This is a genomic window from Bradyrhizobium sp. SZCCHNR1015 (assembly GCF_032489875.1).
Taxonomy (GTDB): Bacteria; Pseudomonadota; Alphaproteobacteria; order Rhizobiales; family Xanthobacteraceae; genus Bradyrhizobium.
This window is the reverse complement of the sequence record NZ_JAUEYW010000015.1, coordinates 1-26515: the sequence shown is the minus strand read 5'-3', so window position 1 is coordinate 26515 and position 26515 is coordinate 1. Positions and strand designations below refer to the sequence as shown.

The window sequence follows — 26515 nt, the reverse complement described above, 5'->3', positions numbered from 1 at the left end:
GACCCCTTCCGTTGCGCCTCGTCCGCGGCATATCAGCCGTCACCGCTGTCGTCGGGGGCGAGATCGCCGCCGATGCTCAGCTCGAGCTCGCCAAGCATCTTGTGCAATGCGGCAAGCTTGCGTGTACCGTACCGGCTGGCAATCGATGCGTAGATCGCCTCCGAGCTCGGCGCGACCTGCGCGATCAGCTTCATGCCCTTGCTCGAAATCGACAGCACGCCCCTGCGCATGTCGCGACTATCGACTTCGCGCAGAATCAAGCCACGCGCCTCGAGATCGCGCAGGATGCGGGACAGGCTGGGCCCGAGCAGGAACGCGACCCGCGCCAGCTCGGTCACCTCGATCACGTCGACCGCCGCCAGCGCGCGCAGGATGCGCCATTGCTGCTCGGTCAGGCCGTGCTGCCGCAGATTGGGACGAAACTGCCGCATCACGGCCTCGCGCGCCCGCAACAAGGCCATCGGCAGCGACTGCGAGAAGTCGCGCATCGGCACCTTGCGGGCGTCCTTCGCCGCCGGCCTCGCGACCTTCGCCCTGGTCTCGCTCACATCAATCTCCTGGGGGTCGCCCCGAATATTTGCACTGCAGCAAATGTCCTTTCGGTTTGCCGGCAGAAACTTAACATGTTAATCATCTGCGGCCACCTCTTTTCTGAGCGACAACCATGCCTCTTTCGAGCGACCAGATACATAGCTGCGCGTTACGCCTGGATCAGGCTGAAAAGAGCCGCCACCAGATCAGGCAGTTTTCGCAGGAGTTTCCCGATATCACCATCGCAGATGCCTATGCCATCCAGGAGGCCTGGATCGGCATCAAGGTGGCCGCGGGCCGCGTCATCAAGGGGCACAAGATCGGGTTGACATCGAAGGCGATGCAGAGCGCGCTGAACATCGATGAGCCGGATTCGGGCGTGCTGCTCGACGACATGTTCTTTGCCGATGGCGGGCTGGTGCCGTCCGACCGCTTCATCGCGACGCGGATCGAGGCGGAACTTGCCTTCGTCATGAAGCACCGTCTGTCGGGGCCGGACTGCACGGTGTTCGACGTGCTCAACGCGACCGATTTCGTGGTACCGGCACTGGAAATCCTGGATACGCGGATCGAGCGGGTGGATCCCGCGACCAAGGCGACCCGCAAGATCTTCGATACGATCGCCGACAACGCGGCAAATGCCGGAATCGTGCTCGGCGGCCGGCCGCTGCGGCCGCTCGATACCGACCTGCGCTGGATCGGCGCACTCTGTTATAAGAACGGCCAACTGGAAGAGACCGGCTTGGCCGCCGGCGTGCTGAACAACCCGGCGACGGCCGTTGCCTGGCTCGCCAACAAGATCGCAGCGCGCGGGCTTGCCCTCGAACCAGGCCAGGTCGTTCTGGCCGGCTCCTTCATCCGGCCGATCGAGGCCCGCAAGGGCGACACCATCCAGGCCGACTACGGCCCGTATGGAACGGTGAGCTGTTACTTCACCTGACGCCTGCACCGGAGCGACCGCATCATGCCGCATTTCAGCATCGAATACTCCGCCAATCTCGACGCCTTTGTCGTGATGGCCAACGTCTGCGAGGTGGTCCGTAAGGCCGCCAGTGAGACCGGGATCTTTCCGATCGGCGGCATCCGCGTGCGCGCGATCCGCTGCGAGCATTACGCGATCGCCGACGGCAAGCCCGATGCCGCCTTCCTCGCCATGCTGCTGCGGCTCGGCGAAGGCCGCGACCTCCCGGCACGGCAGAAGGCCGGCGAATACGTCTTCAAGGCGCTCTCGGATTACCTCGATCCCGTCTTCGCCAGCAGCAAGTTCGCGCTGTCCTTCGACATGCAGATCAACGACGCCGCGACCAGCTGGAAACGCAACAACATCCACGACGCCCTGAAAGCGAAGGCATCCCATGGATAAGGCCAATCCCAAAACCGACATTTACAAGTCCAACCTCGACCGCGCGGCTCCCCTGCTCGCGAAGCTGAAGCACGAGGGCATCGGCCATTTCATCGACGGCAAGGTGGTGCCGGCCATCTCGGGCGCAACGTTCGAGACCAAGTCTCCGATCGACAACACCGTGCTCGCGACCGTCGCACGCGGCAATGCCGAGGACATCGACCGCGCGGCGACATCGGCCGCACTTGCCTTCAAATCCTGGCGCGACATGGCGCCGGCGATGCGGCGCAAGCTGCTGCATCGCGTGGCCGATGCGATCGAGGATCATGCCGACGACATCGCGGTGCTCGAATGTATCGATACCGGGCAGGCCTATCGCTTCATGGCCAAGGCCGCGATCCGCGCCGCGGAAAACTTCCGCTTCTTCGCCGACAAATGCACCGAGGCCCGCGACGGCCAGAGCACGCCGAGCGACGAGCACTGGAACATTTCGACCCGGGTGCCGATCGGCCCGGTCGGCGTGATCACGCCCTGGAACACGCCGTTCATGCTGTCGACCTGGAAGATCGCGCCCGCGCTCGCGGCCGGCTGCACGGTCGTGCACAAGCCGGCGGAATGGTCGCCGATCACGGCGCAATGGCTCGCCAAGCTCGCCAAGGACGCCGGCATTCCCGACGGCGTGCTCAACACGGTGCATGGCTTTGGCGAAGAGGCCGGCAAGGCGCTGACCGAGCATCCCGCGATCAAGGCGATCGGCTTCGTCGGCGAGAGTTCGACGGGGTCTGCGATCATGGCGCAGGGAGCACCGACCTTGAAGCGGGTGCATTTCGAGCTCGGCGGCAAGAACCCGGTGATCGTGTTCGACGATGCCGATCTCGACCGCGCGCTCGACGCCGTCGTGTTCATGATCTACTCGCTCAACGGCGAGCGCTGCACGTCGTCCAGCCGCCTGCTGGTGCAGCAGAGCATCGCCGAGACTTTTACGGCCAAGCTCGCCGCGCGCGTGCGTGCGCTGAAAGTGGGTCATCCGCTCGATCCCGCCACCGAGATCGGACCGCTGATCCATGAGCGGCACCTCGCGAAGGTCTGCTCTTATGTCGACGTTGCGCGCGAGGATGGCGCGATCATCGCCGTCGGCGGCAAGCGGTTCGACGGCCCGGGCGGCGGCCATTACGTCGAGCCGACGCTGGTGACCGGCGCGCGCCAGACCATGCGCGTGGCGCAGGAAGAAGTGTTCGGGCCGTTCCTCACCGTGATCCCGTTCCGCGACGAGGCCGACGCGATCGCGATCGCCAACGACGTGCAATATGGCCTCACCGGCTATGTCTGGACCGGCGACATGGGCCGCGCGCTGCGCGTCGCCGACGCGCTGGAGGCCGGCATGATCTGGCTGAACTCGGAGAACGTCCGCCACCTGCCGACGCCGTTCGGCGGCATGAAGGCGTCGGGCATCGGCCGCGACGGCGGCGACTATTCGTTCGACTTCTACATGGAGACCAAGCACGTCTCGCTCGCGCGCGGCACCCACAAGATCCAGCGGCTCGGCGTGTAAGGAGAGATGCCCATGACCTCCCCTCGCCTCGCGACCTACTCCGTCAACGGCTCTGTCCGCTATGGACTTGTCACTGACAAAGGTCTTGTCGATCTCTCGGCGCGCTTCGCCAAGGACTATCCGACCTTACGCGAAGTCATCGCGGCGGGCGCCCTGCCGCGGCTGATCGAGACCGCCGCCGGCCTCTCGCCCGATCACGGCCTCGATGCCATCACCTGGCTGCCGCCCATCCCCTCGCCCGAGAAGATCATCTGCATCGGCGTCAACTATCCCGATCGCAACGCCGAATACAAGGATGGCCAGGACGCGCCGAAATATCCGTCGATGTTCATGCGCACGCCGCGCTCCTTCGTCGGCCACGAGACGCCGCTGGTGCGCCCGCGCGCCTCGCTGCAACTGGACTACGAAGGCGAGTTCGTGCTGATCATCGGCAAGGCGGGCCGTCACATTCCCGAGGCCCAGGCGTTGGATCACATCGCGGCGTTGACGCTGTGCAACGAGGGCACCATCCGCGACTGGGTGCGGCATGCCAAGTTCAACGTCACCCAGGGCAAGAACTTCGACTCCACCGGCAGCCTCGGGCCCTGGATCGTGCCCTACACCGACGAAAGCCAGATCGCCGACATCCGGCTGACGACGCACGTCAATGGCGAATTGCGCCAGGACGATCGCACGTCGCGGCTGATGTTCGGCTTCCGCTACCTCATCAACTACATCTCGACCTTCACCACGCTGATGCCCGGTGACGTGATCGTGACGGGCACGCCCACCGGCGCCGGTGCACGGTTCGACCCGCCGCGCTATCTGAAGCCCGGCGACGTCATCGAGATCGAAGCCGAGGGCGTCGGCACCTTGCGCAATGGCGTCGTCGACGAAGCTCTATAAAATCAGCAACGGAATGTCAGCATGACCACCATGACCGGCGGCGAAGCCATCGTCAGCGGGCTCGTCGCCCACGGCGTCGACACCGTGTTCGGCCTTCCTGGGGCGCAGGTCTACGGCCTGTTCGACGCCTTCCACCAGGCGCAGCTCAAGGTCGTCGGCGCCCGCCACGAACAGGCCTGCGGCTACATGGCGTTCGGCTATGCCCGCGCCAGCGGCAGGCCCGGCGTATTCAGCGTCGTTCCCGGACCCGGCGTGCTCAACGCCGGCGCGGCGTTGCTCACCGCCTTCGGCTGCAACGAGCCGGTGCTGTGTCTCACGGGCCAGGTGCCGACGGATTATCTCGGCCGTGGCCGCGGCCATCTGCACGAGATGCCGGACCAGCTCGCCACCTTGCGCACCTTCGTCAAATGGGCGGAGCGGATCGAATATCCTGATAGCGCGCCGACGCTGGTCGCGCGCGCGTTCCAGGAAATGCTGTCGGGGCGACGCGGTCCCACGGCCCTCGAGATGCCGTGGGACGTGTTCACGCAGAAGGCCGAGACAGCGGCTGCCAAGCCGTTGCCGCAGTTCGCGCCGCCGCAGCCCGATCCCGACCGCATCGCCAAGGCCGCCGGACTGATCACCTCTGCGAAAACGCCGATGATCTTCGTCGGCGCCAGCGCGATCGAGGCCCGCGAGGAGATCCTCGAGCTGGCCGAGATGATCGACGCGCCGGTCGTGGCGTTCCGGTCCGGACGCGGCATCGTCTCCAACGCGCATGAGCTCGGGCTCACCATGGCCGCCGCCTACAAGCTCTGGCCGACCACCGACCTGATGATCGGAATCGGCACCCGCATGGAGCTGCCGACCACGTTCCGCTGGCCGTTCAAGCCCGATGGTTTGAAGTCGATCCGCATCGACATCGACCCCGCCGAAATGCGGCGCCTGGTCGTCGATGCCGGCATCGTCGCCGATGCCAAGGCCGGGACGGCCGCGCTCTCGGCGGCCGTCGGCAAGGCGGGCTACCGCAAGACCTCCGGCCGCCGCGCAACCATTCGCGAGGCCAGCGCCGCGACCTTGCAGGAGATCCAGAAGGTGCAGCCGCAGATGGCCTATCTGAACGTGCTGCGCGAGGTGCTGCCGCCGGACGCCATCGTCACCGACGAATTATCGCAGGTCGGTTTCGCCTCCTGGTACGGCTTTCCGGTGTACGAGCCGCGCACCTTCATCACCTCGGGCTATCAGGGCACGCTCGGCGCGGGCTTCCCGACCGCGCTCGGCGCCAAGGTCGCGCATCCCGACAGACCGGTGGTGGCGATCACAGGCGACGGCGGCTTCATGTTCGCGGTGCAGGAGCTGGCGACGGCCGTGCAGTACAACATCGGCGTGGTCACGCTGGTGTTCAACAATAACTCGTATGGCAATGTCCGGCGCGACCAGCGCGAGCGCTTCGACGGCCGCGTCGTGGCCTCCGACCTCGTCAACCCGGATTTCGTCAAGCTCGCGGAGTCGTTCGGTGTCGCGGCGAGCCGCGTTACCGCGCCCGGTCAGTTCAAAGCCGCGCTGGAGACGGCGCTCGCGCATGGCGGGCCCTATCTGATCGACATCGAGGTGCCGCGCGACTCGGAAGTCTCGCCCTGGGCCTTCATCCATCCGGCGAAGCCTGCAGGGATCTGATCGTCCTCACGGTGGGGACGCGCGGCGTCCCTGCAATCCAGCCGCGGCCATCGCCAGCAGGCCGGCGCCGGCCACGAGCCAGCAGGCGACCGGCGCCCACTGCACCAGCGGCGCATAATCCGGCAGCTTCTGTAGGCCGCCGGCGACGGCGGCGATCCGCGCGAAGGTTGCCAGCGCCAGCGCCGAGAACACGAGCCCGGTCACCTTGCCCTCGGCGCCGGTCGTCCCGATCGCGAGCGCCGCGGAAATGGCGCTCATCATCATGCAGCCCCAGGCGGCCCCGGCGATGAACTGCGCCACGATCAGCACGGTCAGTGCGCCCGCGAGCTCGGCGATCACGATCGCGAGCGTGCCGAGTAGACCGGCGATTCCCATCACCATGAGCCCGCCGCGATGCTTGACGACCACGCTGGCCGGGAACAGCACAAGGTTGAAGCCGATCCAGAACACCGGCATCAGCCAGGACAAGTCCTCCGGCCTGGCGAAGCGCAGGAAGAAGGCCGAGCTGTTGATGCTGAAATGCAGCTGGTAGCCGAGCGCGAGGATCACCATGGCGCCGATGAACAGCAGCGGCAATCCCCGCAACGGCTTGGGCTCGACCTTCAGTGTGACCTGTTTGGCCGCCGATCCGCCATCCTGCGCGATTCGCGACAGGCCGAGCGCCGTCAGCAGCAGCACGGCCGAGGAGACGATGAAGGGCAGCCGCGGATCATAGTCGCGCAGGACCACGCCGAGATACGGCGACACCGCGCCGGCCACGCCATAGCCGAGCATGACCAGCGCCATCAGGAATGGGATGGTCGGCCGCGCCGCATGGCGCCCGAGCAGGGTCAAGGGTGGCGCCCGCAGCACGGAGGAGGTCAGCGCCCACACCACGATCAGTCCGACGAAGGCGGTCGGACCGGCCGACGCCGCGACGAATGGCAGCGCGACGAACGCGCAGCAGGAGACCGCCGTCACCAGGCCGATGAAGAGGCCGAATCGCGCGGCGATCCTCCCGAACCGGTCCGCGGCGATTCCCATGGCCGTATCCGAGAGCGTGAAGATCGCCTGGTCCAGCATCAGGATCAGAACGACGGCCGAAGGGGCGATGCCGGCCTGCGCCGCGAGCTTGGGCAGATAGATCACATAGGTGGTCCACAGCAGGCTGAAGACCAGTTGCAGCAGCGCCAGATGAAGTCCGAGGCGCGTCGCCCCCGACGCGCGCTCGTCCGAAAGTTCGACAGTGCTCATGGCCCCTCTCCGTGGCGCAGCATAGAGCCAGGGATGCCCATTGCAAAATGAGGAAGGTCACAGAGCGGCCAGGACTAGCGCGCGCGGCGAAACGTCAGGTTGACGCGCTGGCGGCCGAGTTGTGCATGCTCGCCATCGGCGAGCGGCGCGACCCCGTGAAAGGCGAGCCGCGCCGGACCGCCCCACACGACGACGTCGCCATGGACCAGCCGATGGCGCTGCGTCTTGTCGGTGCGTTTCAGACCCCCGAACAGGAACGTCGCCGGCAGCCCGAATGATACCGAGACGATCGGCGCCCCCAGATCCTGCTCGTCGCGATCCTGGTGCAGCGACATCCTCGCGCCCGGCTCGTAGCGGTTGATCAGGCAGGCATCGGGCGCGAAGGCGGCAAAGCCGGCGTCGGTCGCGGCCTGCTCGGCAAGCTGCCGAAACAGCGGCGGCATCGCCGGCCAGGGCTGGCCACTGTCCGGATCGCGGGCATCGTAGCGGTAGCCGCTGCGGTCCGTCACCCAGCCGACCAGGCCGCAATTGGTCATCGCCACCGACATCTGATGGCCACCCGGCGTCACCATGCGGCGGAACGGCGCCTGCGCCGTGATCGCCTCGATGGCAGAGATCAGCTCGGTCTCCTGTGGCCGCGCGAAGCCGCGCAGCAGCATTGCCCCGGGCGCGAGCGGCTCGCGCGCCGGTCCCGCCGCCTCCAGGCCATCGAACAGATCAGCCGTCATCCGCCTCACTTCGCATCGTGAAAGATCACGCCGAGCGTATGCCGCCGGCCTGAGCGCAGCCGACTAACGCCATGGCGCATGGTGACCCGGTAGCTGCCGCGCGTGCCCTGCACCGGACGCTGGTGGACAGCGAACACCACGGCATCGCCCTGGCGCAACGGCACCACCTCGGCGCGCGACTGCATCCGCGGCCGCTGCTCGGTCAGCACGAACTCGCCGCCCGCGAAGTCGCGCCCCGGCTCGGACAGCAGGATCGCGACCTGCAGCGGAAACACGTGCTCGCCATAGAGATCCTGGTGCAGGCAGTTGTAGTCGCCTTCGACATATTGCAACAGCAGCGGCGTCGGCCTCGTCTGACCGGCAGCATGGCAGCGGGCGAGAAACGCGGTGTGATCGTCGGAATATTGCACGTAGATGCCCATGGTCGCATTCCAGCGATTGGCGACCGGAACCAGGCCGGCATAGAGCTGCGGCCGCAGCTTCGCGACCGGCTCCGGCAGCGGATAGCTGAAATATTTGTACTCGCCGCGCCCGAACCCGTGCCGCGCCATCACCACGCGGCTGCGGAAATGCGCGTCATCCGGATAAAGCGCCGCCAGCGCGCGGCATTCATCGGGCGACACGAGCTGCGGCAACACAGCGCAGCCGCTGGCATCGAGATCACGTTCGACCACTGGCCAATCGATCGCATCGATCCCGGTCGCGGCGGGAGAAGCGAGGTCGGGCACTGCGTGCGTGAGTCTGGCCATGCAATTCATCCCAGTTGTCATTCCGGGGCGGCGCGCAGCGACGCGCCCGGAATCCATACTCACGATCGTGGTTATGGATTCCGGGCCTGCGCGCAAGGGCGCGGATCCCGGAATGACGAGGATGCGACAGAAGGGGCGCAGCGCCCACCCGTTTCCTGGACATTTTGGCGATATCACGCAGGAAAGACCTGATGAACCAGGACGCATCCCAAGGAACCAATCTTCCGACGATGCCACGTTCCCGCACCCAATGCGTCTTCATCCTGTTCGGCAAAACGATCCTGGCCGTGCTCTCGCTCGCCGTCATGCTGCTGCTCTACGCCGAAGGCTATGTGATCTGGTACTTCGAATATGGCCTCGGCCTGCCCACCGAGAGCCAGCTTGCGGCTCTCCCTACCACAGGCCCGCTCTGTACGACGAAACCGGGAAGCTCCTATGTGCCGCTCTCAGAGATTCCGCACCTGGTCCGGAACGCCGTCGTCGCCTCCCAGGATCGCGACTTCTACGAACGACGGTCGATCGGCCCGCTGGCACGGCTCGCATCCGAGATCGTGGCCGGTCGTCAGCCGGGCAATTCGAGCATCATCCACGCGGTCAGCCGCGATTGTCTCTGGACGCTGGTTCCGGACTGCTGCAAGGGACCGAGCCTGGAATGGCAGCTCGGCACACAGGTCTTCATGGGCCGTATCGAGCGCACGTTCACGCGCGACCGCATCCTCGAGGCCTATCTCAACAATGCCTATTTCGGCCGCGGCGCCTTTGGTGCTGCAGACGCCGCCACGGCGTATTTCGGCAGATCCATCGCCAGCCTCGACATCGGCGAGATCGCCTGGCTCATCACCCGGCTGCGAATTCCGAGGCCTACGCGATACGACCAGGAGCGCCGCGATCGCGTCATCGACACGATGCTGGCGGCCGGCCTGATCGACCAGGCGCAGGCGGCAGCGGCGAAAGCCGTCCAGCCTCCCACCAGCGGCGGCCCGCCACGCAATCCCTGATCACGGCTCGCGTTCGATGCAGTCGCGCGGAACGCAGAAGCTGTGGCCGGTGCAGCGCGAGCCATCGGCGTCGTCGACAGTCATACCGAAGCCGAGCCAGTAATAGCCATGCGCATCGATCTCACTCACCGCGCATGATTGGCCAAGGAAGCCGCGCATCTCCGCCTGCTCGCTCGCGGGCAGATCATGCAGCAGCCAGTCGGGCAGGCCGAGCAGCCTCACGCGGTCCCCGACCCGGATGTCATCCGACACCGCGCCCTCCTCAGCCCCGCACCGCGCCCTCGATCCCCGCCGCGATCTCCAGCAGCTTGCGGTCGTGGCCGCCGGACTGCGCCAGCATCAGGCCGACGGGCACTTCGCCATGGCGGTGCGCCGGGAGCGAGATGGCGCAGCCGTCGATCATGTTGATGAAGGTGCAGTTGCGCAGCGCACGGACGTTCTCGCGGGCGAAGGCCTGGTCGTCGGCGAGATCGGCGATTTTCGGCGGCGCGTTGGCGGTGGTCGGCATCACCAGCGCGTCGTAGGGCGCGATCCGCGCGGCGGCGCGCGTCACCAGCGAGCGGCGGGCGTTGAGCATCTCGATGTAGTCGGGCACGGTGATCGCCTCGCCGCGCATGATGCGCACCGAGACGCGCGGATCGTAGACGTCGCCCTTGGCCGCCAGCAGGAAGCGGTGCCAGGCATAGCTCTCGGCGGCGGCGAAGCCGCCCTTTGCGCCGATGATGCCGACGTCGAGGAACTCCGGGAATTCGATGCGCGCGATCAGCGCGCCCTGCTTCGCCAGGCTCTCCAGCGCGCGTTCGAACGTAGCGGCCACCTCGGCATCGAGCTCGTCCAGCACGATGGTGGTGGGCACGGCGAGCCGCAGGCCCTTCACCGGGCGTGATGCCAGCGGCCGGATCGGCTCGTCGGCCAGCACGGAATCGAGCACGGCGCAGCACGCCACGGTGTTGGCGAGCGGGCCGAAGCTGTCGAGCGTGGTCGACAGCGGCACGCCGCCGTCGAGTGGCACGCGGGCCTGCGTCGGCTTGTAGCCGACGATGCCGTTGAACGCCGCCGGGATGCGGCAGGAGCCGCCGGTGTCGGTGCCGAGCGCACCATAGGCCATGCGATCGACGATGGAGACCGCGGCGCCCGACGACGAGCCGCCGGGCACGTAGCCAACGTCGCGCTTCCAGGCGCTCTTCGGCGTGCCGTAATGCGGGTTGATGCCGATGCCGGAATAGGCGAACTCGGTCATGTTGGTGCGGCCGATCACGACGAAGCCGGCCCGGCGCAGCCGCGCCACCGCCGGCGCATCGGCCTCGGCCGGCGCGGAATCCTCCAGCGCCCGCGAGCCGGCGCGGGTGACCTGGCCCTTGATGTCGAACAGATCCTTGATCGACACCGGAATGCCGGCGAAGGGCGACGGCGCGGCATTGGCCTTGCGCAGCGCGTCCATGCCATCAGCGGCAGCGAGCGCCGCCTCCTTGTCGACATGGATGAAGGCGCGCTCCCCCTCACCCGCAGGATCGGCAATGCGGGCGAGGCACCCCTCCACCAGCTTGCGCGCGGTGGTGCGGCCGGCGGCGAGATCGTCGGCCAGCGCGGCCAGGGTCGGAATTGAAACGGTCATGGCATCCTATCGCATGTCTGCGGCATCGGCCGCGATGTCCAGATCGAGCAGCGCGGAACTCAGCGACTTGCCGTGCGCATCCAGCGCGAGCGAACGGGTGACCCCGCCGCCGAGCGCCCGGCTCATCACGAAGTTCAGCGCCGCAATGTTGGGCAGCTCATAGCGGACCACCTCGCCCTGGACAATGCCGGCGAAGTGCGCCTTCACCCGCTCCGCCGTGACTTGTGCGAGCAGCAGCGGGTAATCCTTGGGGTCGTAGGCGATGACCGAGATGTTCGAGGTGTCACCCTTGTCGCCGGTCCTGGAATGGGCGATGTCACGCAGCTTCATCTCGGCTCCGATCCTACTCTCCGCATCAAAGACCAATTTTCATCAGGCGGCAATTGCCGTCCAAACACCTCTGCGCCCCCCGGAGGGCCGCATGCGCGGCGTGATGGACCGTTGACGCGTCTGCGTCAAATGGCGCATCACGGATGCAAAGGAGCGGGCGACGGAGCCCGCCGCAGGGAGGATCAACCCGGATGGCCGAGCCGATGCGCGCACGTCCCAAACCGACGCCGGAGACGCAGCATTTCTGGGACGGCACCCGGGCCGGTGAGTTGCGGCTGCAGCGCTGCGACGCCTGCGCCCACGTCTACTTCCCGCCGCGCCCGTTCTGTCCGGCCTGCGCCAGCCGCAAGGTCAGCGTCTTCAAGGCCACGGGCAAAGGCACGCTCTACAGCTACGTCATCAACCATCGTCCCCCTGCGCCCGGCTTCACGCCGCCTTACGCCATTGCCGTCGTGGCGCTCGAAGAGGGCCCGCGCATGATGAGCAACATCACGGGCTGCCCGCAGACACCGGAGGCGTTGGAGCTCGACATGGCCCTCGAAGTCACATTCGAGACATTGGACGAGCAGATCACCCTGCCCCTGTTCCGGCCGGCGAAAGGATAACGCCATGCGTCGAAACCAGGTTGCCGTGGTCGGCGCGGCCGAGACCACCGAGCTCGGTGTCATCCCGACGATGTCGCAGATCCAGCTGCATGCGGACGCGGCACTGAATGCGATCGCCGATGCCGGGCTGAAGCTGTCGGACATCGACGGCTTCGCCACCGCCGTCGAGACGCCGCAGCAGATCTGCCATTACCTCGGCATCACACCGACCTGGGTCGATGGCACCTCGGTCGGCGGCTGCTCCTTCATGCTGCATGTCCGCCACGCCGCGGCTGCGATCGAAGCCGGCCTGTGCAAGACCGTGCTGATCACCCATGCCGAGAGCGGCAAATCGATGATCGGCAAGCTGCCGCGCTCGATTGCGCCGGATAGCCTGCAGGGCCAGTTCGAGGCGCCGTTCGGCGTCTACGGCCCGCCCAGCATGTTCCCGATCCCCGTGCTGCGCTACATGAAGACCTACGGCATCACCCATGAGCAGTTGGCGATGGTTGCGGTCGTACAGCGCGAATGGGCGGCAAAGAATCCGCGCGCGATGATGAAGGACCCGATCACCGTCGACGACGTCCTGAACTCGCGCATGATCGCCTACCCGTTCCGCCTGCTGCAGTGCTGCCTCGTCACCGATGGCGGCGGCGCGCTGATCCTGACCTCGGCCGATCGCGCCAAGGATTTTCCGCGCAAGCCGGTGTACATTCTCGGCACAGGCGAAAGCGTGGAGACGCCGATGGTCAGCCAGATGGAGACGTTCAATTCGTCGCGTGCCTTCAAGGTCGCGGGCCCCCTCGCCTTCAAGGAAGCCGGCATCGGCCATGCCGACGTCGATCATCTGATGATCTACGATGCGTTCGCGCATCTGCCGCTGTTCGGTCTCGGCGATCTCGGCTTCATGCCGCATGAGGAGACCGGGCCGTTCATCGCAGCCGGACACACGCGGCCGGGCGGCAAATTGCCGCTCAACACCAATGGCGGCGGCCTGTCCTACATGCATTCGGGCATGTACGGCATGTACGCGCTGCAGGAGAGCGTGCGCCAGATGCGGGGCATCGCGCCGGCGCAGGTGCCGGGAGCCAAGATCTCGGTGTGTCACGGCGTCGGCGGCATGTTCGCCGCATCGGGCACGATCATCTTCACGAACGAGAGATAGCAGCCTCCGTCATTCCGGGGCGCGCGGCACGTGCGAACCCGGAATCTCGAGATTCCGGGTCTGGTGCTTCGCACCATCCCGGAATGACGGAGCAAAACAGGAGAAGACTCATGACCAAATCGCTCCAGGACAAAGTCGTCATCGTCACCGGCGCCGGCCGCGGCATCGGCCGCGAGATCGCGCTGCTGTGCGCCGCCGAAGGCGCCAAGGTCGTCGTCAACGATCCCGGCGTCGCCTCCGACGGCTCGGGCACCAGCGCCGCGCCGGCGGAGGAAGTGGTCGAGGAGATCAGGAAGCGCGGCGGCACGGCGGTGGCGAATTTCGAGAGCGTGTCCGAAGCGATCCCGGCCAGCAAGATCGTGAAGGCCGCGACCGACCACTTCGGCAAGCTCGACGGCGTGGTCAACAATGCCGGCATCCTGCGCGACATGATCTTCCACAAGATGAGCATCGAGGCGTTCGAAGCCGTCATCAAGGTCCACCTGATGGGCTCGTTCTACGTCGCGCACTCCGCCGCGCGGCTGTTCCGCGAGCAGGAGAGCGGCTCCTTCGTCCACTTCACCTCGACCTCGGGGCTGATCGGCAATTATGGCCAGGCCAACTACGCCGCGGCGAAGCTCGGCATCGTCGGCCTGTCGAAGTCGATCGCGCTCGACATGGGCCGCTTCAACGTGCGCTCCAATTGCGTCTCGCCGTTCGCCTGGAGCCGCATGATCGGCACCATCCCGGCGGAGACCGAGGCCGAGAAGGAGCGCGTCGAGCGCATGAAGCGGATGGGGCCCGAGAAGATCGCGCCCGTCGTCGCCTATCTGCTAGGCGATGCCTCGAAGGACGTCACCGGCCAGATCTTCGCCGTTCGCATGAACGAGATCTTCCTGATGAGCCAGTCGCGCCCGCTGCGCTCGGTGCACCGCGGCGAGGGCTGGACGCCGCAGACCATTGCGGAGCATGGCATGCCGGCGCTGAAGCCGTCGTTCTACAAGCTCGATCGTTCCGCCGACGTGTTCGGCTGGGACCCGATCTGAGATTGCAGCGCCGAAATTCCGCTTGCGGCGCACACCATCTCAAGTTGTTTTTTATCCACACGACCCGCGCGCCGCCATGATTTCGTCGTATGGTCGCCTCCCAACAAAAAGTCGGGAGGACACAGATGACGAATTCACGACACGACGGCGCACCGGACTTGTCGGTCGCAGCTCACGGCTTCAACCGGCGCAGACTGCTGAAAGGAGCCGCGGCTTTCGCCGCTGCTTCAACAGTCACGACTGCGTCGGCCGCAACCGTCACGCCGCCGGGCCAGACGGGGGCGCCGACAATCTCGACGGACCCGCTGCCGCTCGGTCCCTTGCCGGGCAGCCGCTATCCGGACTCTCATCTGGAGTCGGCGAAGAAGCCCAAGCTGTCATTCGGGCCGGCGGAATTTCCGGCCTTCGCAGGCACTATGGCCGTCGAGCGCGTCGCCACCGGAATGCGCTGGGCCGAAGGCCCGGTCTATTTTGCTGCTGGCCGCTATGTGCTGTTCAGCGACATCCCGAACAATCGCATCATGCGCTTCTCCGAGGACGATGGTCATCTCAGCGTCTATCGACAACCGTCGATGAATTCGAACGGCAACACCATCGATCGGGAAGGACGGCTGATCACCTGCGAGCACAGCGGCCGACGGGTCACCCGCACCGAGCTTGACGGCTCGATCACGATCATCGCCGACAGCTACAATGGCAAGCGCTTGAACTCGCCCAACGATGCGGTGGTCGCGGCCGACGGCGCAATATGGTTCACCGATCCGGTCTACGGCATCGGTGGTTTCTATGAGGGCCTCAAGGCGCAGCCCGAGCAGGACAAGCACAATGTCTATCGGGTCGATCCGAAATCGGGAGAGGTGAAGGTTGTGGTCGACGACTTCGTCGAACCCAACGGGCTGGCCTTCTCGCCCGACGAGAAGAAACTCTACATCATCGACACCGGCTTCACCGACGGGCCGGACAATCCCGCACACATCCGCGTATTCGACGTCGATCACGCGGCCGGCAAGCTGGCCAACAGCAAGGTGTTCGCCGAAATGCCGAAGCCAAGCATCTCCGACGGTGTCCGATGCGACCGCGACGGACGGGTCTGGTGCTCCGTGGGTTGGGGTGATCCGAACGAGGACGGCGTGCGCTGCTATGCCCCGGACGGAACGTTGCTGGGCAAGATTCATATACCTGAAACGGTCGCCAACCTTTGCTTCGGCGGCCAGCAGCGCAATCGACTCTACATCTGCGGCTCAACATCGCTCTATGCGGTGTATACGAGTGCACAAGGCGCTCTGAAGCCCTGATCCGCAGACAGCTGATGTGTCGGGCTGGCGAGGAGCTCATTGTCCTCGCCAGTCCGCGTTCGTCGCGTCAGCCCGTATTCCTCAGCCCCGCCGAGATGCCGTTGATCGTCAGCTGAATCCCGCGCAGCACCTGCTCGTCCGGGTTCTGCGCGCGGTGCTCCTTCAACAACTCGACCTGCACGTGGTTGAGCGGATCGAGATAGGGAAAGCGGTTGCGCACCGAGCGCTCGAGCAGCGGGTTGCCCTGCAACAGACGCTCCTGCCCGGTGATGTCGAGCAAGGTCTCGATCACCAGATTCCATTCACGGCGGATGCGGCCGAAGATCTTTTCCCGCAGGGCCTCGTCAGGGACCAGCTCCGCATAGCGCGAGGCGATCGCGATCGAGCTCTTGGCGAGCACCATGTCCATGTTCGACAACAGCATGCGGAAGAACGGCCATTCCCGGTAGAGCTCGCGCAGGAACGGCATGCCCTGCTCCGGATTCTCCGCGATCCAGGTCTCGACCGCGCTGCCGAAGCCGTACCAGCCCGGCAGCATCAACCGGCACTGCGCCCAGGAGAACACCCAGGGGATGGCGCGCAGATCCTCGATCGCGCGGGTCTTCTTGCGCGAGGCTGGGCGGCTGCCGATGTTCAAGGTCGCGATCTCGTTGATGACGGTCGAGGCCCAGAAATAGTCGACGAAGCCGTCGGTCTCGTAGACCAGGCCGCGATAGGCCTTGAACGCGAGCTCCGAGAGCCGGTCCATCGCGGTGAGATATTCGCGCTTTGGCGCCGGCTGGCGCGGATGCAGCAGGCTGGCCTCGAGCGTCGCCGCGGCGAGGATCTCCAGATTGTTGCGGCCGACCTCGGCATTGGAATATTTGCTGGAGATGATCTCGCCCTGCTCGGTGATCCGGATCTGGCCGTTCACGGCGCCCCCGGGCTGCGCGATGATGGCATCGTAGCTCGGGCCACCGCCGCGGCCGACCGAGCCGCCGCGGCCGTGGAACAGCCTGAGCCGGATGCCATGGCGTTCGAAGATATCGACCAGGCCGATCTCGGCCTTGTAGAGCTCCCAGCCCGAGGTGACGAAGCCGCCATCCTTGTTGCTGTCGGAATAGCCGAGCATGACCTCCTGCACGGCGCCGCGGCTATCGACCAGGCGGCGGTAATCGTGCAGCGCCAGCATGCGGTCCATGATGCCGCTGGACGCCTGCAGGTCCTCGATGGTCTCGAACAGCGGCACGATATTGACGGCGCAGCGGCCCGATGGATCGATCAGGCCGACCTCCTTGAGCAGCAACGCCACCTCGAGCATGTCCGACATGCCCTTGCACATCGAGATGATGCACTGGGGAATCACATCGGCACCGAACGTCGCGTGCGCCTCGGCGGCGGCGCGGAACAGCGCGAGCTCGCCGACGGTTTCGTCGCTGTACTTCACGAACTGCGAGACCAGTGGCCTGGCATTGCGCAGCTCGCTGACCAGCAGGCCGACGCGGGCATCCTCGCTGAGCGCCATGTAGGACATGCCGGGCATCGCGGTGTCGATCAGCTCGGCCACGGTGCGCTCATGCACCGCCGAATTCTGGCGGATGTCGAGCCGCGCCAGATGGAAGCCGAAACAGTCGACCGCGCGACGGAGCATCCGCAGCCGGCCGCGCGCAATGACCTCGGCATTGTTGGCGATCAGCGAGCGATGCAGCACGTCGAGATCGTCCTGCAGCTCCTTGACGCTGTCGTAAGGCGCGACCGCCGCCACCGGCAGGCGGCTGATCTGGATGCCGAGCTTCTTCGCGGTGGCCGCCAGCCGCGCATAGATGCCGGACACCGCGAGACGATACGGCTCACCACGACGATGCGGCGACGTGTCCGGCGAGCGCTCGGCCAGCGCGCGCAGCTCCTCGGAGACATCGGCGAGATGCGCCGCAATGGACAGCTCGCTGCCGAGCAGATGCAGCTCCTCCAGATAGTAATGCAGCGCCAGGCTGGATTGCAGCTTGAGCGTTCCGCGCATGACCTCGGCGGTCACGAACGGATTGCCGTCGCGGTCGCCGCCGATCCAGCTCCCCATCCGCAGGAACGAGGCGAGATCGCCCGCCACCTCCGCGCCGTCGTTGAGCCGATCTTCCAGCGTGCACAGCAGCCGCGGCACCTCGCGCAGGAAGGTGTAGTCGTAGAACGACAGACCGTTGGTGACCTCGTCGAGCACCGTCAGCTTGGTCCGGCGCAGCAGGTTGGTCTGCCACAAGGTCAGCACGGCGCGGCGCAGCGCCTCGTCATTGGCCTCGCGCTCATCCGGCGTCAACTGCATCCGCTCGCGGCGGTCGAGCAGCATCGCGATCTCCATCTCGCGATCCATCGTGCTCTTGCGCCGCACCTCGGTGGGGTGCGCGGTCAGGACCGGGCTGACCAACGCGGTGGAGAAGAACTTGCGCAGCTCCGCCGCCTCGAAGCCGGCCGACTTGGCGTGGGCGAGCGTCGCCGCCAGCATGCCATTGCCGCCGTTGGCGTCGCTCTTGGCGCGCATGCGGCGAATGTTGTTCTGGTCCTCGGCGATGTTGGCGAGATGGGAGAAATAGCTGAAGGCGCGGACGATGCGGACGGTCTCCGCGGTCGACATGCCGTCGAGGATCTGCTCCAGCTCGCGCCGCGCCTGGCGGTCCTCGTCGCGATGGAAGCGCACCGAGGTCTGGCGTATCAGCTCGACGAGGTCGAAGACGTCGGCGCCCTCCTGGTCGCGAACGGTGTCGCCGAGGATGCGGCCGAGCAGCCGGATGTCGTCCCGAAGCCGCGCATCCTCCTCCATGGCCTGCGCCTCGGCGGCGCGGTTGGGACGGATTTCCTCTGGTATGGCTTGCGGCGACATGGATGCGCTCTCCAGCAGCTGCCCATTTACGGGTCAGTCTGCCGTATCCGCATTGCAGCGCAAGATCAAGAAAGAGGCGTCGCCTGCCCTATTCCAAGCTATCGTTCCTCCCCTCGGTCAGATTTGCCTTCCGGCTCGCTCCCAATACGGATCGCGCAGCCGCCGCTTGAAGATCTTGCCGGAATCCTCGCGCGGCAGCTTGCCGTGGATTTCGATATGCCTGGGCACCTTGTAGTCGGCCAGCGACGCCTTCAGCCGCGCCTTGATCTCGCCGGTATCCAGCGTCACGCCGGGCTGCGGCTCGACCACCGCCATCAGCGCCTCGCCGAACTCCGTGTCGGGGATGCCGAACACAGCGCAATCATGCACGCCCGGCACGGCATGCAGCACCGCCTCGATCTCGGCCGGATAGATGTTGACCCCGCCGGAGATCACCATGTCGCGCTTGCGGTCGCACAGGAACACATAGCCATCGGGGTCCATGTAGCCGACATCACCCGAGGTGATGAAGCCGTCGCGGTCGATCTCGGCGCGCTTCTCCGGCTTGTTGTGATAGGTGAAATCCGGGTTGCCCGCGATGCGCGAATAGATCTCGCCGATCTCGCCCTGCGGCAGGATGCGCCCGTCCTCGCCAAGGAAGCGCAGCTCGGCGCCCGGCGAGACCTTGCCGACGGTGCCGGGCTTCTTCAGCGCGTCCTCGGAGCTCGCGAAGGTGACTGCGCCCGATTCGGTCGAGCCGTAGAATTCGTAGATGACCGGCCCCCACCATTCGATCATCGCGCGCTTGACGTCGGCCGGGCACGGCGCCGCGGCGTGGATGATGTGACGCAGCGACGACATGTCGTAGCGGCCGCGCACCTCCTCGGGCAGCTTCATCAGGCGGATGAACATGGTCGGCACCATGAAGATGGTGTCGATCCGCTCCACCTGGATGATACGGAGAAACTCCTCCGGCTCGAACCGCGGCATCAGCACCAGCGCGCCACCGAGCCGTCCGGCCCGCAGGCCGAAGGCGTTCGGCGCGGAATGATACAGCGGTCCGGGCAGCAGCGCGCGCGAGCCCGGCTTGAGTCCATAGATCAGCGCCCGCATCCGTTCGGCCGAGGCCGCCTGCTCCACCGTCGGCGCATTGCGCCGGACGCCCTTGGGATGACCAGTCGTGCCGGAGGTGTAGATCATGTTCTGCGGCTGCGGCACCTGCGGTCCTTCGTAAGGACCCTGTTGCATGAGCCAGCTTTCCAGGTCGGTCGCGAACTCCGGTGTTGCGAGCAGATCCGCGCCGATCTTGTAGTTGGACAGGATCTCCGGCGGCGTCGGGACGCTGAGCACGGTGATGCCGGAGGGAATCATGCCGCGAAGCTGATGCAGCAGATCGGCGTGACCGATCAGCACCCGCGTCGCGGAGTCCTTGAGGATGTAATCGATCTCCTCCGACTTGAAGTGCCAGTTCACCGGCACACCATAGGCGCCCAGTCGCATCGCGCCGTAGGCGGCCTCGATGAAGGCGATGTCGTTGCGCATGAGCATGCAGACGCAGTCGCCCTGGCGCACGCCGAGCTGCGCGAGACCGCTCGCGATCCGCGCGGCGCGGTCGGCGATGTCAGCGTGGCTGCGCCGGCGTTCGCCGGAGATGATGCCGCAAAACAGGGAGGACGTTTCCATTGTTATTGCCTTGTCCGATCTGGCGTCGGTTCGAGTTTCCGCCGTCATTCCGGGGCGATGCGCAGCATCGAACCCGGAATCTGGAAATTGTTTGGCTCAGCTCCTTCGGGGCTGCCCGCAAGGAGGAGGCTAATCTACAAACTTGGGCGCACGCTTTTCGATGTTCGCCCGCACCGACTCCAGCTGGTTCGGGCTGCCGATCAGCTTCTGCTGCTCGACCGATTCCGCGAGCAGCGCTGGGCCCGGATCGACCGAGAGGTTGTTCAGCATGCGCTTGGCGGCGCGGATCGCATCCGGATTTTTGCCTGCGATCTCACGCGCCGTCTCCAGCGCGGCGGCGCGCGGATCGGCGCAGATGCGCGTAACGAGGCCGTAAGCCTGCCCCTCTTCCGCCGAAAACACGCGGCCGGTATAGGTCAGCTCGCGCAGGATGTCGTCGCGCATCAGGGTCGCCAGGATCGGCGTGCCCGCCATGTCCGGCACCAGACCCCATTTGATCTCCATGATCGACATCTTGGTGTCCGGTGCGACGTAGCGCATGTCGGCGCCGAGCGCGAGCTGGAAGCCGCCGCCATAGGCCACGCCATGCACTGCAGCAATCACCGGCACCGGCAACTTCCGCCAGCCCCACACCGCCTGCTGGGCGAAGTTCGCCTTGCCGTGGGTGCGAACGGTGAGGTCGCGCTTCTCGCCGCCGGGTATGCCGTTGCCGCCGGAGTCCTTCATCGCCGCGAAGCGGCCCATGTCGAGCCCGGCGCAGAAGGCGCGGCCCTCGCCGGACAGCACCACGGCGCGCAGCCCCTTTTCCTTCGCCAGCCGCTCGGTGGCCGCCACCAGCGCCTCGAACATCTCCATGTCCAGCGCATTCATCTTGTCGGCGCGGACCAGGCGAACGTCGGCGACGCCGTCCTTGATCTCGATCGCGATGCGGTTGTCCATCGAGCGGTCTCCTCACGAATGTCTTTGTGACTTTACAGAAGGCTGTCGGAGCGATTTAGTCAATCGACCAATTAACTCACAACATGTCAGGCGGAAACTCTCCCATGTTCAAGGACAATCTCCTCGAAGGTCGGCGCATTCTGGTGACCGGCGGCGGCACCGGCCTTGGCAAAGCGATGGCCGCACGCTTCCTGCAGCTTGGCGCCGAAGTGCATATTTGCGGCCGGCGGAAAATCGTCTGCGACGAGACCGCGACCGAACTGATGGACCTCTATGGCGGGCGCGTCACCAGCCACGGCGTCGACATCCGCAATGCGATGGCGGTCGAGGAAATGATCGAGGCGATCTTCCAGGAAGGCGGCCTCACCGATCTCATCAACAACGCCGCCGGCAATTTCATTTCCCGCACTGAGGAATTGAGCCCGCGCGGTTTCGACGCGGTTGCCAACATCGTGATGCACGGCACGTTCTATGTGACGCATGCCGTCGGCAAGCGCTGGATCGCAGCGATGCAGCCGGGCAACGTCGTGTCGATCACGGTCACCTGGGTGCGCAACGGCTCGCCCTATGTGGTGCCCTCGGCAATGAGCAAGTCGGCGATCCACGCGATGACGATGTCGCTCGCCACCGAATGGGGCCGCTACGGCATCCGCCTCAACACCATCGCACCCGGCGAGATCCCGACCGAAGGCATGAGCAAGCGCATCAAGCCCGGCGACGAGGCCGGCGCGCGCACCAAGGCGATGAACCCGATGGGTCGCGTCGGCACCATGGAGGAGTTGCAGAACCTCGCGGTGTTCCTGATCTCCGGCGGCTGCAACTGGATCAACGGCGAGACCATCGCGATGGACGGCGCCCAGGCGCTGGCGATGGGCGGCAACTTCTATCAGCTGCGCGACTGGAGCGACGACGACTGGACCAAGGCCAAGGAGTCGATCAAGGCGCAGAACGAAAAGGACCGCGCGACGCGCACGAGCTGATGGCCCAATCGCCCGGTTGATCGGCGACGTGCTCTCTGTAGACTGATCGAGAGATGCTTGCTCCGGCGCAATCCGGGGCGAGGACCACGACAAGACATCGAACAAAGAAAAAGACGTAATCGGAGGGGAAACATGTCCGTCTCGACGGCAACGTCGACGCTCGTCGACGTCGTGCGCGACAGAGCGCAAACGCTGGGCTCCGCCACCGCATATGAGTTCGAAGGCCGCGTCACCAGCTTCGCCGAATTCGACCGCAAGACCAACCAGGTCGCCAACGCGCTGAAGGCGCTCGGCATCAAACAGCACGAGCGGATCGCCTATTTCGGCAAGAACAGCGACATCTATTTCGAGCTGCTGGTCGGCGCCATGAAGGCCAACGTCGTGATGGCGCCGGTGAACTGGCGCCTCGCCGGTCCCGAGGTCGCCTTCATCGTCGAGGACTGCAAGGCGCCTGCCCTGTTCGTCGGTCCCGAGTTCATCACGATGATCCGCAACATCCGCGGCCAGATTCCGAGCGTGCGGCACATCATCACGACCGAAGGCGGCGCGCCGGAATGGCAGGACTACACGGCCTGGCGCGACGCGCAGAGTGCCGACGATCCTGGCGTAGCGATCACGCCGCGGGACATCGCGCTGCAGCTCTACACGTCCGGCACCACCGGCAAGCCGAAAGGCGCGATGCTGTCGCACGCGAACTTCCTCAACCTGGTGAATACCGGCAATCCCGAGGAGAAACCGGACTGGAACAAATGGTCGACCGACGACGTCTCGCTGATCGCGATGCCGATCTTCCACATCGGCGGCTCCGGCTGGGGCCTGATGAGCCTCTACCACGGCGCCCGTGGCGTCATCGCGCGCGAGTTCGATCCCACGAAGATCCTCGACTTCTTCGAGCAGTCCGGCATCACCAAGCTGTTCATGGTGCCCGCCGCGATGCAGTTCGTGGTGCGGCAGCCGCGCGCGCGGCAGGTCGATTTCTCGCGGCTCAAATACATGCTCTACGGCGCCTCGCCGATCCCCGCGGCGCTGCTGAAGGAATGCATCGAGGTGTTCAAATGCGGCTTCGTGCAGATGTATGGCATGACCGAGACCACGGGCACCATCATCGCGCTGCCGCCCGAGGATCACGTCGAAGGGCTGGAGCGGATGCGCTCGGCCGGCAAGCCGCTGCCGGGCGTCGAAGTCGCGATCATCGATCCCTTGGGCAATCCGCTGCCGCCGCGGCAGGTCGGCGAAATCGCCACCCGCTCCGGCTCCAACATGACCGGCTACTGGAACCTGCCGGAGGCGACCGCACGCACGCTTGGCAGGGACGGCTGGCTGCGCACCGGTGATGCCGGCTACATGGACGAGGACGGCTACGTCTACATCCACGACCGCATCAAGGACATGATCATCTCCGGCGGCGAGAACATCTATCCGGCCGAGGTGGAGAGTGCGATCTGCGATCATCCTGACGTCGCCGAAGCCGCCGTGATCGGCATTCCCGACGAGAAATGGGGCGAGGCTGTCAAGGCGATCGTCGTGATGAAGCCGGGCAAGCAGGCGACCGCGACCGACATCATCAACTTCACCCGCACCCGCATCGCCGGCTTCAAGACGCCGAAGACCGTCGACTTCCTCGACGCCCTGCCGCGCAATCCCTCCGGCAAGATCCTGCGGCGGAATCTGCGCGACCCATATTGGGCGGGCAAGGACCGGCAGGTGAATTGACAACCGGCGGTCTTCTCGTTGCGACAGCCTGGATCGCGTCGCTGGCGCTCGCGATGACGTGGAGAGAGCGCGCACTCTCTCCACACCGTCATTGCGAGGCGCCCTTGCGCCGAAGCAATCCAGGGGCCAAGTGACAGGTCTGGATTGCCGTGCTGACGCTCGCGATGCCGCCACGCGATCAGGCCGCGCTCACCGCTTGTTCGCCCCCATATAGCCAAACAGGAACCCCGCCACCTTGCGCATCTGGATCTCCTCACTGCCCTCGGTGATGCGATAGCGGCGGTGGTGGCGGTAGATGTGCTCGAACGGCTTGTGGCGCGAATAGCCCATGCCGCCATGCACCTGGATGGCGCGGTCGGCGGCCTCGCAGCACAGACGGTTAGCCCAGTAGTTGCACATCGACACCTTGTCGGAGAGCGTGTGCTCGACCTGCGCCTGGGTGAGCTGGTCCATCTCCCACGCGGTCTTGCGGATCAACAGCCGCAGCATCTCGGCCTGGGTCGCCAGCTCCACCAGCGGCCACTGGATTGCCTGGTTCTCGGCCAGCGCCTTGCCGAACGGCTTGCGCTCACGCGCGTAATTCACGCTCTCGTTGATACAGTAGACGGCCGCACCGAGCGAGCTCGCCGCCTGGCGGATGCGGTTCTCGTGCACGAAGCATTGGGCCAGCGACAGCCCGCGCCCGACCTCGCCGAACAGCGCGTCCTCCGGCACGAACACGTCGGTGAAGCTGACGCGCGGATGGTCGGTCGGCATGTTGAAGGTCCAGAGATATTCCTCGACCTTCACACCCTCGGTCTTGGCCGGCACCAGGAAGCAGGTGATGCCGCGCGCATCGCCGTCATTGCCCGAGGTGCGCGCGAACAATGCGCAATGCGTGGCGACGTGCATGCCCGTGGTCCACATCTTCTCGCCGTTGATCAGCCAGCCCTTGACGTTGTCGCGGGTCGCCGGGACGGCCTTGGTCTCCATATGAGTCGCATCCGAGCCGTGATGCGGCTCGGTCAGACCAAACGTGATGCGGTACTTGCCGGTGATCGAGCCGTCGATCATCGCCTTCTGGTCGTCACGGCCGTAGCGGTCGAGCATGGTCACGATCGGCAGATTGCCGACGATCGAATGCTCGTTCTGCAGGTCGTTGTGCAGGCCGAGGCCCTTCGACGCGAAATGCTCGCGGATTACCGCCATCCAGAGGTTCGAGCCGTCCTTGCCGCCATAGCGTTTCGGGATCGCGAAGCGCAGATGGCCGGCCGCGTCGGCGCGGTCCTTGGCCTTGCGCAGCAGCCGCTCCCAGTCATGCCGCGGCAGGCCGCCATTCTCGAAATCGGTGCGCGCCCATTCGCGGCGATGATCGAAGAAGCGGATGTTGTCGTCCGCCTGCTCCAGCGGCTTGATCTCGGCGTCGATGAAGCGGTCGAGCTCGTCGAGATAGGCGATCAGTTCCTTCGGCAAGGAAAAATCCATGGCGTGTCTCCCTGTGCGTGTCGTTGTTGTTCTTGCTCTTGGTCAGGCCAGCCCGCCGCCGCGTGCTTGTGGCGCGCGGCGCGGTTGCGTATTTGGATGACCGCGCGCGCGGCGCAGGCGCTAAGCTCGCGCACGGCAGCCAATCAGAAACCAGGAGGAACGGTCGATGGAGCTGAAATTCTCGAAGGTCACGCGCAAGGGGCCGATCACAATCGTCACCCTTGCCCGTCCCGAGGTCTACAACGCGCTGCATACCGACGCACATTACGAGCTGGAGGCGGTGTTCGACGGGTTCGCCGCCGATCCCGAGCAATGGGTTGCGATTGTCACCGGCGAGGGTGACAAGGCGTTCTGCGCCGGCAACGACCTGAAATGGCAGGCGGCCGGCGGCAAGCGCGGCTGGGGCCGAAGCGGCTTCGGCGGACTGACGTCGCGCTTCGATTGCGACAAGCCGCTGATCGCCGCCGTGAACGGCGTCGCGATGGGCGGCGGCTTCGAGATCGCGCTGGCCTGCGACCTGATCATCGCCTCCGAGAATGCGACCTTCGCGCTGCCCGAGCCGCGCGTCGGCCTCGCCGCGCTCGCCGGCGGCCTGCAGCGGCTGCCGCGCCAGATCGGCATGAAGCGCGCGATGGGCATGATCCTCACAGGCCGCCATGTCGCCGCCAGCGAAGGCCACGAGCTCGGCTTCGTCAACGAGGTGGTGCCGCGGGGCGAGGCGCTGGCGGCCGCCGAGCGCTGGGCCGAGACCATTGCCAGGAACTCGCCGATGTCGATCCGCGCCTCCAAGCAGGCGATCGAGAAGGGCCTGGCGGTGTCGCTGGAGCAGGCGATCACCGAGCAGCGCGACTACCCGGCGGTCCAGGCGATGATTCATTCGCAGGACTACATCGAGGGACCGAAGGCGTTTTCGGAGAAGCGGCCGCCCAAGTGGCTGGGGCGGTAGAGCCTCACCGAGCTCGTCATTCCGGCGCGCGCGCAGCGCGAGCCCGGAATCCATAGCCGCGATCATGCCTATGGATTCTGGGCTCGCGACTGCGTCGCGCGCCGGAATGACAGCGCGGGTCTGCCTCCACTCCGTCATGGCCGGGCTTGACCCGGCCATCCACGTCTCGCGGCAGATTCGTGAGAGGATGGATGCCCGGGTCAAGCCCACGGCTGTCCGGTTCAGCTTCCGCATATTGCGAGGCTCAACTGTTGTGGGTTTTTGGCAAGTTG

At 65.8% G+C, this 26515-nt stretch carries 24 protein-coding genes; 13 read left to right on the top strand and 11 right to left on the bottom strand.

Annotated elements, in window-relative coordinates; all coding sequences use genetic code 11:
• Nucleotides 1–32: 32 nt before the first annotated feature.
• Nucleotides 33–488 (bottom strand): homoprotocatechuate degradation operon regulator HpaR, encoded by a 456-nt coding sequence (gene hpaR, locus QX128_RS24610; protein ID WP_410053179.1) that lies wholly within the window; start codon nucleotides 486–488, stop codon nucleotides 33–35.
• 176 nt (nucleotides 489–664) lie between these two features.
• On the opposite strand from hpaR, the gene hpaH reads away from it, so the two are divergent.
• Genes hpaH through QX128_RS24585 form a run of 5 tightly spaced genes read left to right on the top strand, consistent with a single transcriptional unit; the run spans nucleotide 665 to nucleotide 5966 of the window.
• On the top strand, nucleotides 665–1471 hold the full coding sequence (gene hpaH / locus QX128_RS24605; RefSeq protein WP_315801283.1) for a 2-oxo-hept-4-ene-1,7-dioate hydratase: 807 nt from the start codon (nucleotides 665–667) through the stop codon (nucleotides 1469–1471).
• 24 nt (nucleotides 1472–1495) lie between these two features.
• Nucleotides 1496–1894 carry a 5-carboxymethyl-2-hydroxymuconate Delta-isomerase gene (locus tag QX128_RS24600; RefSeq protein ID WP_315801284.1) on the top strand — a complete coding sequence of 133 codons (399 nt, stop codon included), beginning with the start codon at nucleotides 1496–1498 and terminating at the stop codon, nucleotides 1892–1894.
• The gene (hpaE, locus tag QX128_RS24595; RefSeq protein WP_315801285.1) at nucleotides 1887–3425 is read left to right on the top strand and encodes a 5-carboxymethyl-2-hydroxymuconate semialdehyde dehydrogenase; all 1539 of its coding nucleotides are present in this window, start codon (nucleotides 1887–1889) and stop codon (nucleotides 3423–3425) included. The genes QX128_RS24600 and hpaE overlap by 8 nt, the downstream gene beginning before the upstream one ends.
• A gap of 12 nt (nucleotides 3426–3437) precedes the next feature.
• A complete protein-coding gene (locus tag QX128_RS24590) occupies nucleotides 3438–4310 on the top strand; it encodes a fumarylacetoacetate hydrolase family protein (RefSeq protein ID WP_316238757.1) in 873 nt (290 codons plus the stop codon).
• A gap of 21 nt (nucleotides 4311–4331) precedes the next feature.
• Complete coding sequence (locus tag QX128_RS24585) at nucleotides 4332–5966, top strand: thiamine pyrophosphate-dependent enzyme (RefSeq protein WP_316238756.1); 1635 nt, start codon at nucleotides 4332–4334, stop codon at nucleotides 5964–5966.
• A 6-nt stretch (nucleotides 5967–5972) separates the two neighbouring features.
• Here the strand turns inward: QX128_RS24585 and QX128_RS24580 are convergent, their stop codons facing one another.
• From QX128_RS24580 to QX128_RS24570, 3 genes are all read right to left on the bottom strand, one after another.
• Nucleotides 5973–7199, bottom strand: a complete 1227-nt coding sequence (locus QX128_RS24580) for an MFS transporter (RefSeq protein WP_316238755.1) — start codon at nucleotides 7197–7199, stop codon at nucleotides 5973–5975.
• A 74-nt stretch (nucleotides 7200–7273) separates the two neighbouring features.
• The gene (gene alkB / locus QX128_RS24575) at nucleotides 7274–7927 is read right to left on the bottom strand and encodes a DNA oxidative demethylase AlkB (RefSeq protein WP_316238754.1); all 654 of its coding nucleotides are present in this window, start codon (nucleotides 7925–7927) and stop codon (nucleotides 7274–7276) included.
• A gap of 5 nt (nucleotides 7928–7932) precedes the next feature.
• On the bottom strand, nucleotides 7933–8676 hold the full coding sequence (locus tag QX128_RS24570; protein ID WP_316238753.1) for a 2OG-Fe(II) oxygenase: 744 nt from the start codon (nucleotides 8674–8676) through the stop codon (nucleotides 7933–7935).
• 230 nt (nucleotides 8677–8906) lie between these two features.
• Between QX128_RS24570 and QX128_RS24565 the strand changes: the two genes are divergently transcribed.
• Nucleotides 8907–9674, top strand: a complete 768-nt coding sequence (locus QX128_RS24565) for a transglycosylase domain-containing protein (protein ID WP_315801291.1) — start codon at nucleotides 8907–8909, stop codon at nucleotides 9672–9674.
• On the opposite strand, the gene QX128_RS24560 is transcribed toward QX128_RS24565, so the two are convergent.
• The 3 genes from QX128_RS24560 to QX128_RS24550 are packed head-to-tail and all read right to left on the bottom strand — an operon-like array spanning nucleotide 9675 to nucleotide 11619.
• The gene (locus QX128_RS24560) at nucleotides 9675–9926 is read right to left on the bottom strand and encodes a hypothetical protein (RefSeq protein WP_316218537.1); all 252 of its coding nucleotides are present in this window, start codon (nucleotides 9924–9926) and stop codon (nucleotides 9675–9677) included. It abuts the gene before it with no gap.
• Nucleotides 9927–9936: 10 nt separating this feature from the next.
• Complete coding sequence (locus QX128_RS24555; protein WP_316238752.1) at nucleotides 9937–11289, bottom strand: amidase; 1353 nt, start codon at nucleotides 11287–11289, stop codon at nucleotides 9937–9939.
• A gap of 6 nt (nucleotides 11290–11295) precedes the next feature.
• The gene (locus tag QX128_RS24550; protein ID WP_316183343.1) at nucleotides 11296–11619 is read right to left on the bottom strand and encodes a hypothetical protein; all 324 of its coding nucleotides are present in this window, start codon (nucleotides 11617–11619) and stop codon (nucleotides 11296–11298) included.
• A 191-nt stretch (nucleotides 11620–11810) separates the two neighbouring features.
• On the opposite strand from QX128_RS24550, the gene QX128_RS24545 reads away from it, so the two are divergent.
• From QX128_RS24545 to QX128_RS24530, 4 genes are all read left to right on the top strand, one after another.
• Nucleotides 11811–12224: a Zn-ribbon domain-containing OB-fold protein gene (locus QX128_RS24545; RefSeq protein ID WP_315801294.1), complete on the top strand. Its 414-nt coding sequence runs from the start codon at nucleotides 11811–11813 to the stop codon at nucleotides 12222–12224.
• A gap of 4 nt (nucleotides 12225–12228) precedes the next feature.
• Complete coding sequence (locus QX128_RS24540) at nucleotides 12229–13368, top strand: thiolase C-terminal domain-containing protein (protein ID WP_316238751.1); 1140 nt, start codon at nucleotides 12229–12231, stop codon at nucleotides 13366–13368.
• A 110-nt stretch (nucleotides 13369–13478) separates the two neighbouring features.
• Complete coding sequence (locus QX128_RS24535; RefSeq protein WP_315801296.1) at nucleotides 13479–14393, top strand: SDR family oxidoreductase; 915 nt, start codon at nucleotides 13479–13481, stop codon at nucleotides 14391–14393.
• Between the two features lie 416 nt (nucleotides 14394–14809).
• Nucleotides 14810–15688, top strand: coding sequence for an SMP-30/gluconolactonase/LRE family protein (locus QX128_RS24530; RefSeq protein WP_315801386.1), 879 nt, complete (start codon nucleotides 14810–14812; stop codon nucleotides 15686–15688).
• 67 nt (nucleotides 15689–15755) lie between these two features.
• Here the strand turns inward: QX128_RS24530 and ppc are convergent, their stop codons facing one another.
• From ppc to QX128_RS24515, 3 genes are all read right to left on the bottom strand, one after another.
• Nucleotides 15756–18539, bottom strand: coding sequence for a phosphoenolpyruvate carboxylase (gene ppc, locus QX128_RS24525; protein ID WP_316238750.1), 2784 nt, complete (start codon nucleotides 18537–18539; stop codon nucleotides 15756–15758).
• Nucleotides 18540–18656: 117 nt separating this feature from the next.
• Complete coding sequence (locus QX128_RS24520; protein WP_316238749.1) at nucleotides 18657–20201, bottom strand: acyl-CoA synthetase; 1545 nt, start codon at nucleotides 20199–20201, stop codon at nucleotides 18657–18659.
• Nucleotides 20202–20330: 129 nt separating this feature from the next.
• Nucleotides 20331–21140, bottom strand: a complete 810-nt coding sequence (locus QX128_RS24515) for a crotonase/enoyl-CoA hydratase family protein (RefSeq protein ID WP_315801299.1) — start codon at nucleotides 21138–21140, stop codon at nucleotides 20331–20333.
• Nucleotides 21141–21244: 104 nt separating this feature from the next.
• Here QX128_RS24515 and QX128_RS24510 point away from each other — a divergent pair, with 104 nt between their 5' ends.
• Both QX128_RS24510 and QX128_RS24505 read left to right on the top strand, forming a co-directional pair.
• A complete protein-coding gene (locus QX128_RS24510) occupies nucleotides 21245–22120 on the top strand; it encodes an SDR family oxidoreductase (RefSeq protein ID WP_315801300.1) in 876 nt (291 codons plus the stop codon).
• Nucleotides 22121–22252: 132 nt separating this feature from the next.
• Nucleotides 22253–23833 carry a fatty acid--CoA ligase gene (locus QX128_RS24505; RefSeq protein ID WP_315801301.1) on the top strand — a complete coding sequence of 527 codons (1581 nt, stop codon included), beginning with the start codon at nucleotides 22253–22255 and terminating at the stop codon, nucleotides 23831–23833.
• A gap of 189 nt (nucleotides 23834–24022) precedes the next feature.
• On the opposite strand, the gene QX128_RS24500 is transcribed toward QX128_RS24505, so the two are convergent.
• Nucleotides 24023–25297: an acyl-CoA dehydrogenase family protein gene (locus QX128_RS24500; protein WP_315801302.1), complete on the bottom strand. Its 1275-nt coding sequence runs from the start codon at nucleotides 25295–25297 to the stop codon at nucleotides 24023–24025.
• A 166-nt stretch (nucleotides 25298–25463) separates the two neighbouring features.
• Here QX128_RS24500 and QX128_RS24495 point away from each other — a divergent pair, with 166 nt between their 5' ends.
• Nucleotides 25464–26243: an enoyl-CoA hydratase-related protein gene (locus QX128_RS24495; RefSeq protein WP_315801303.1), complete on the top strand. Its 780-nt coding sequence runs from the start codon at nucleotides 25464–25466 to the stop codon at nucleotides 26241–26243.
• Nucleotides 26244–26515: the final 272 nt, after the last annotated feature.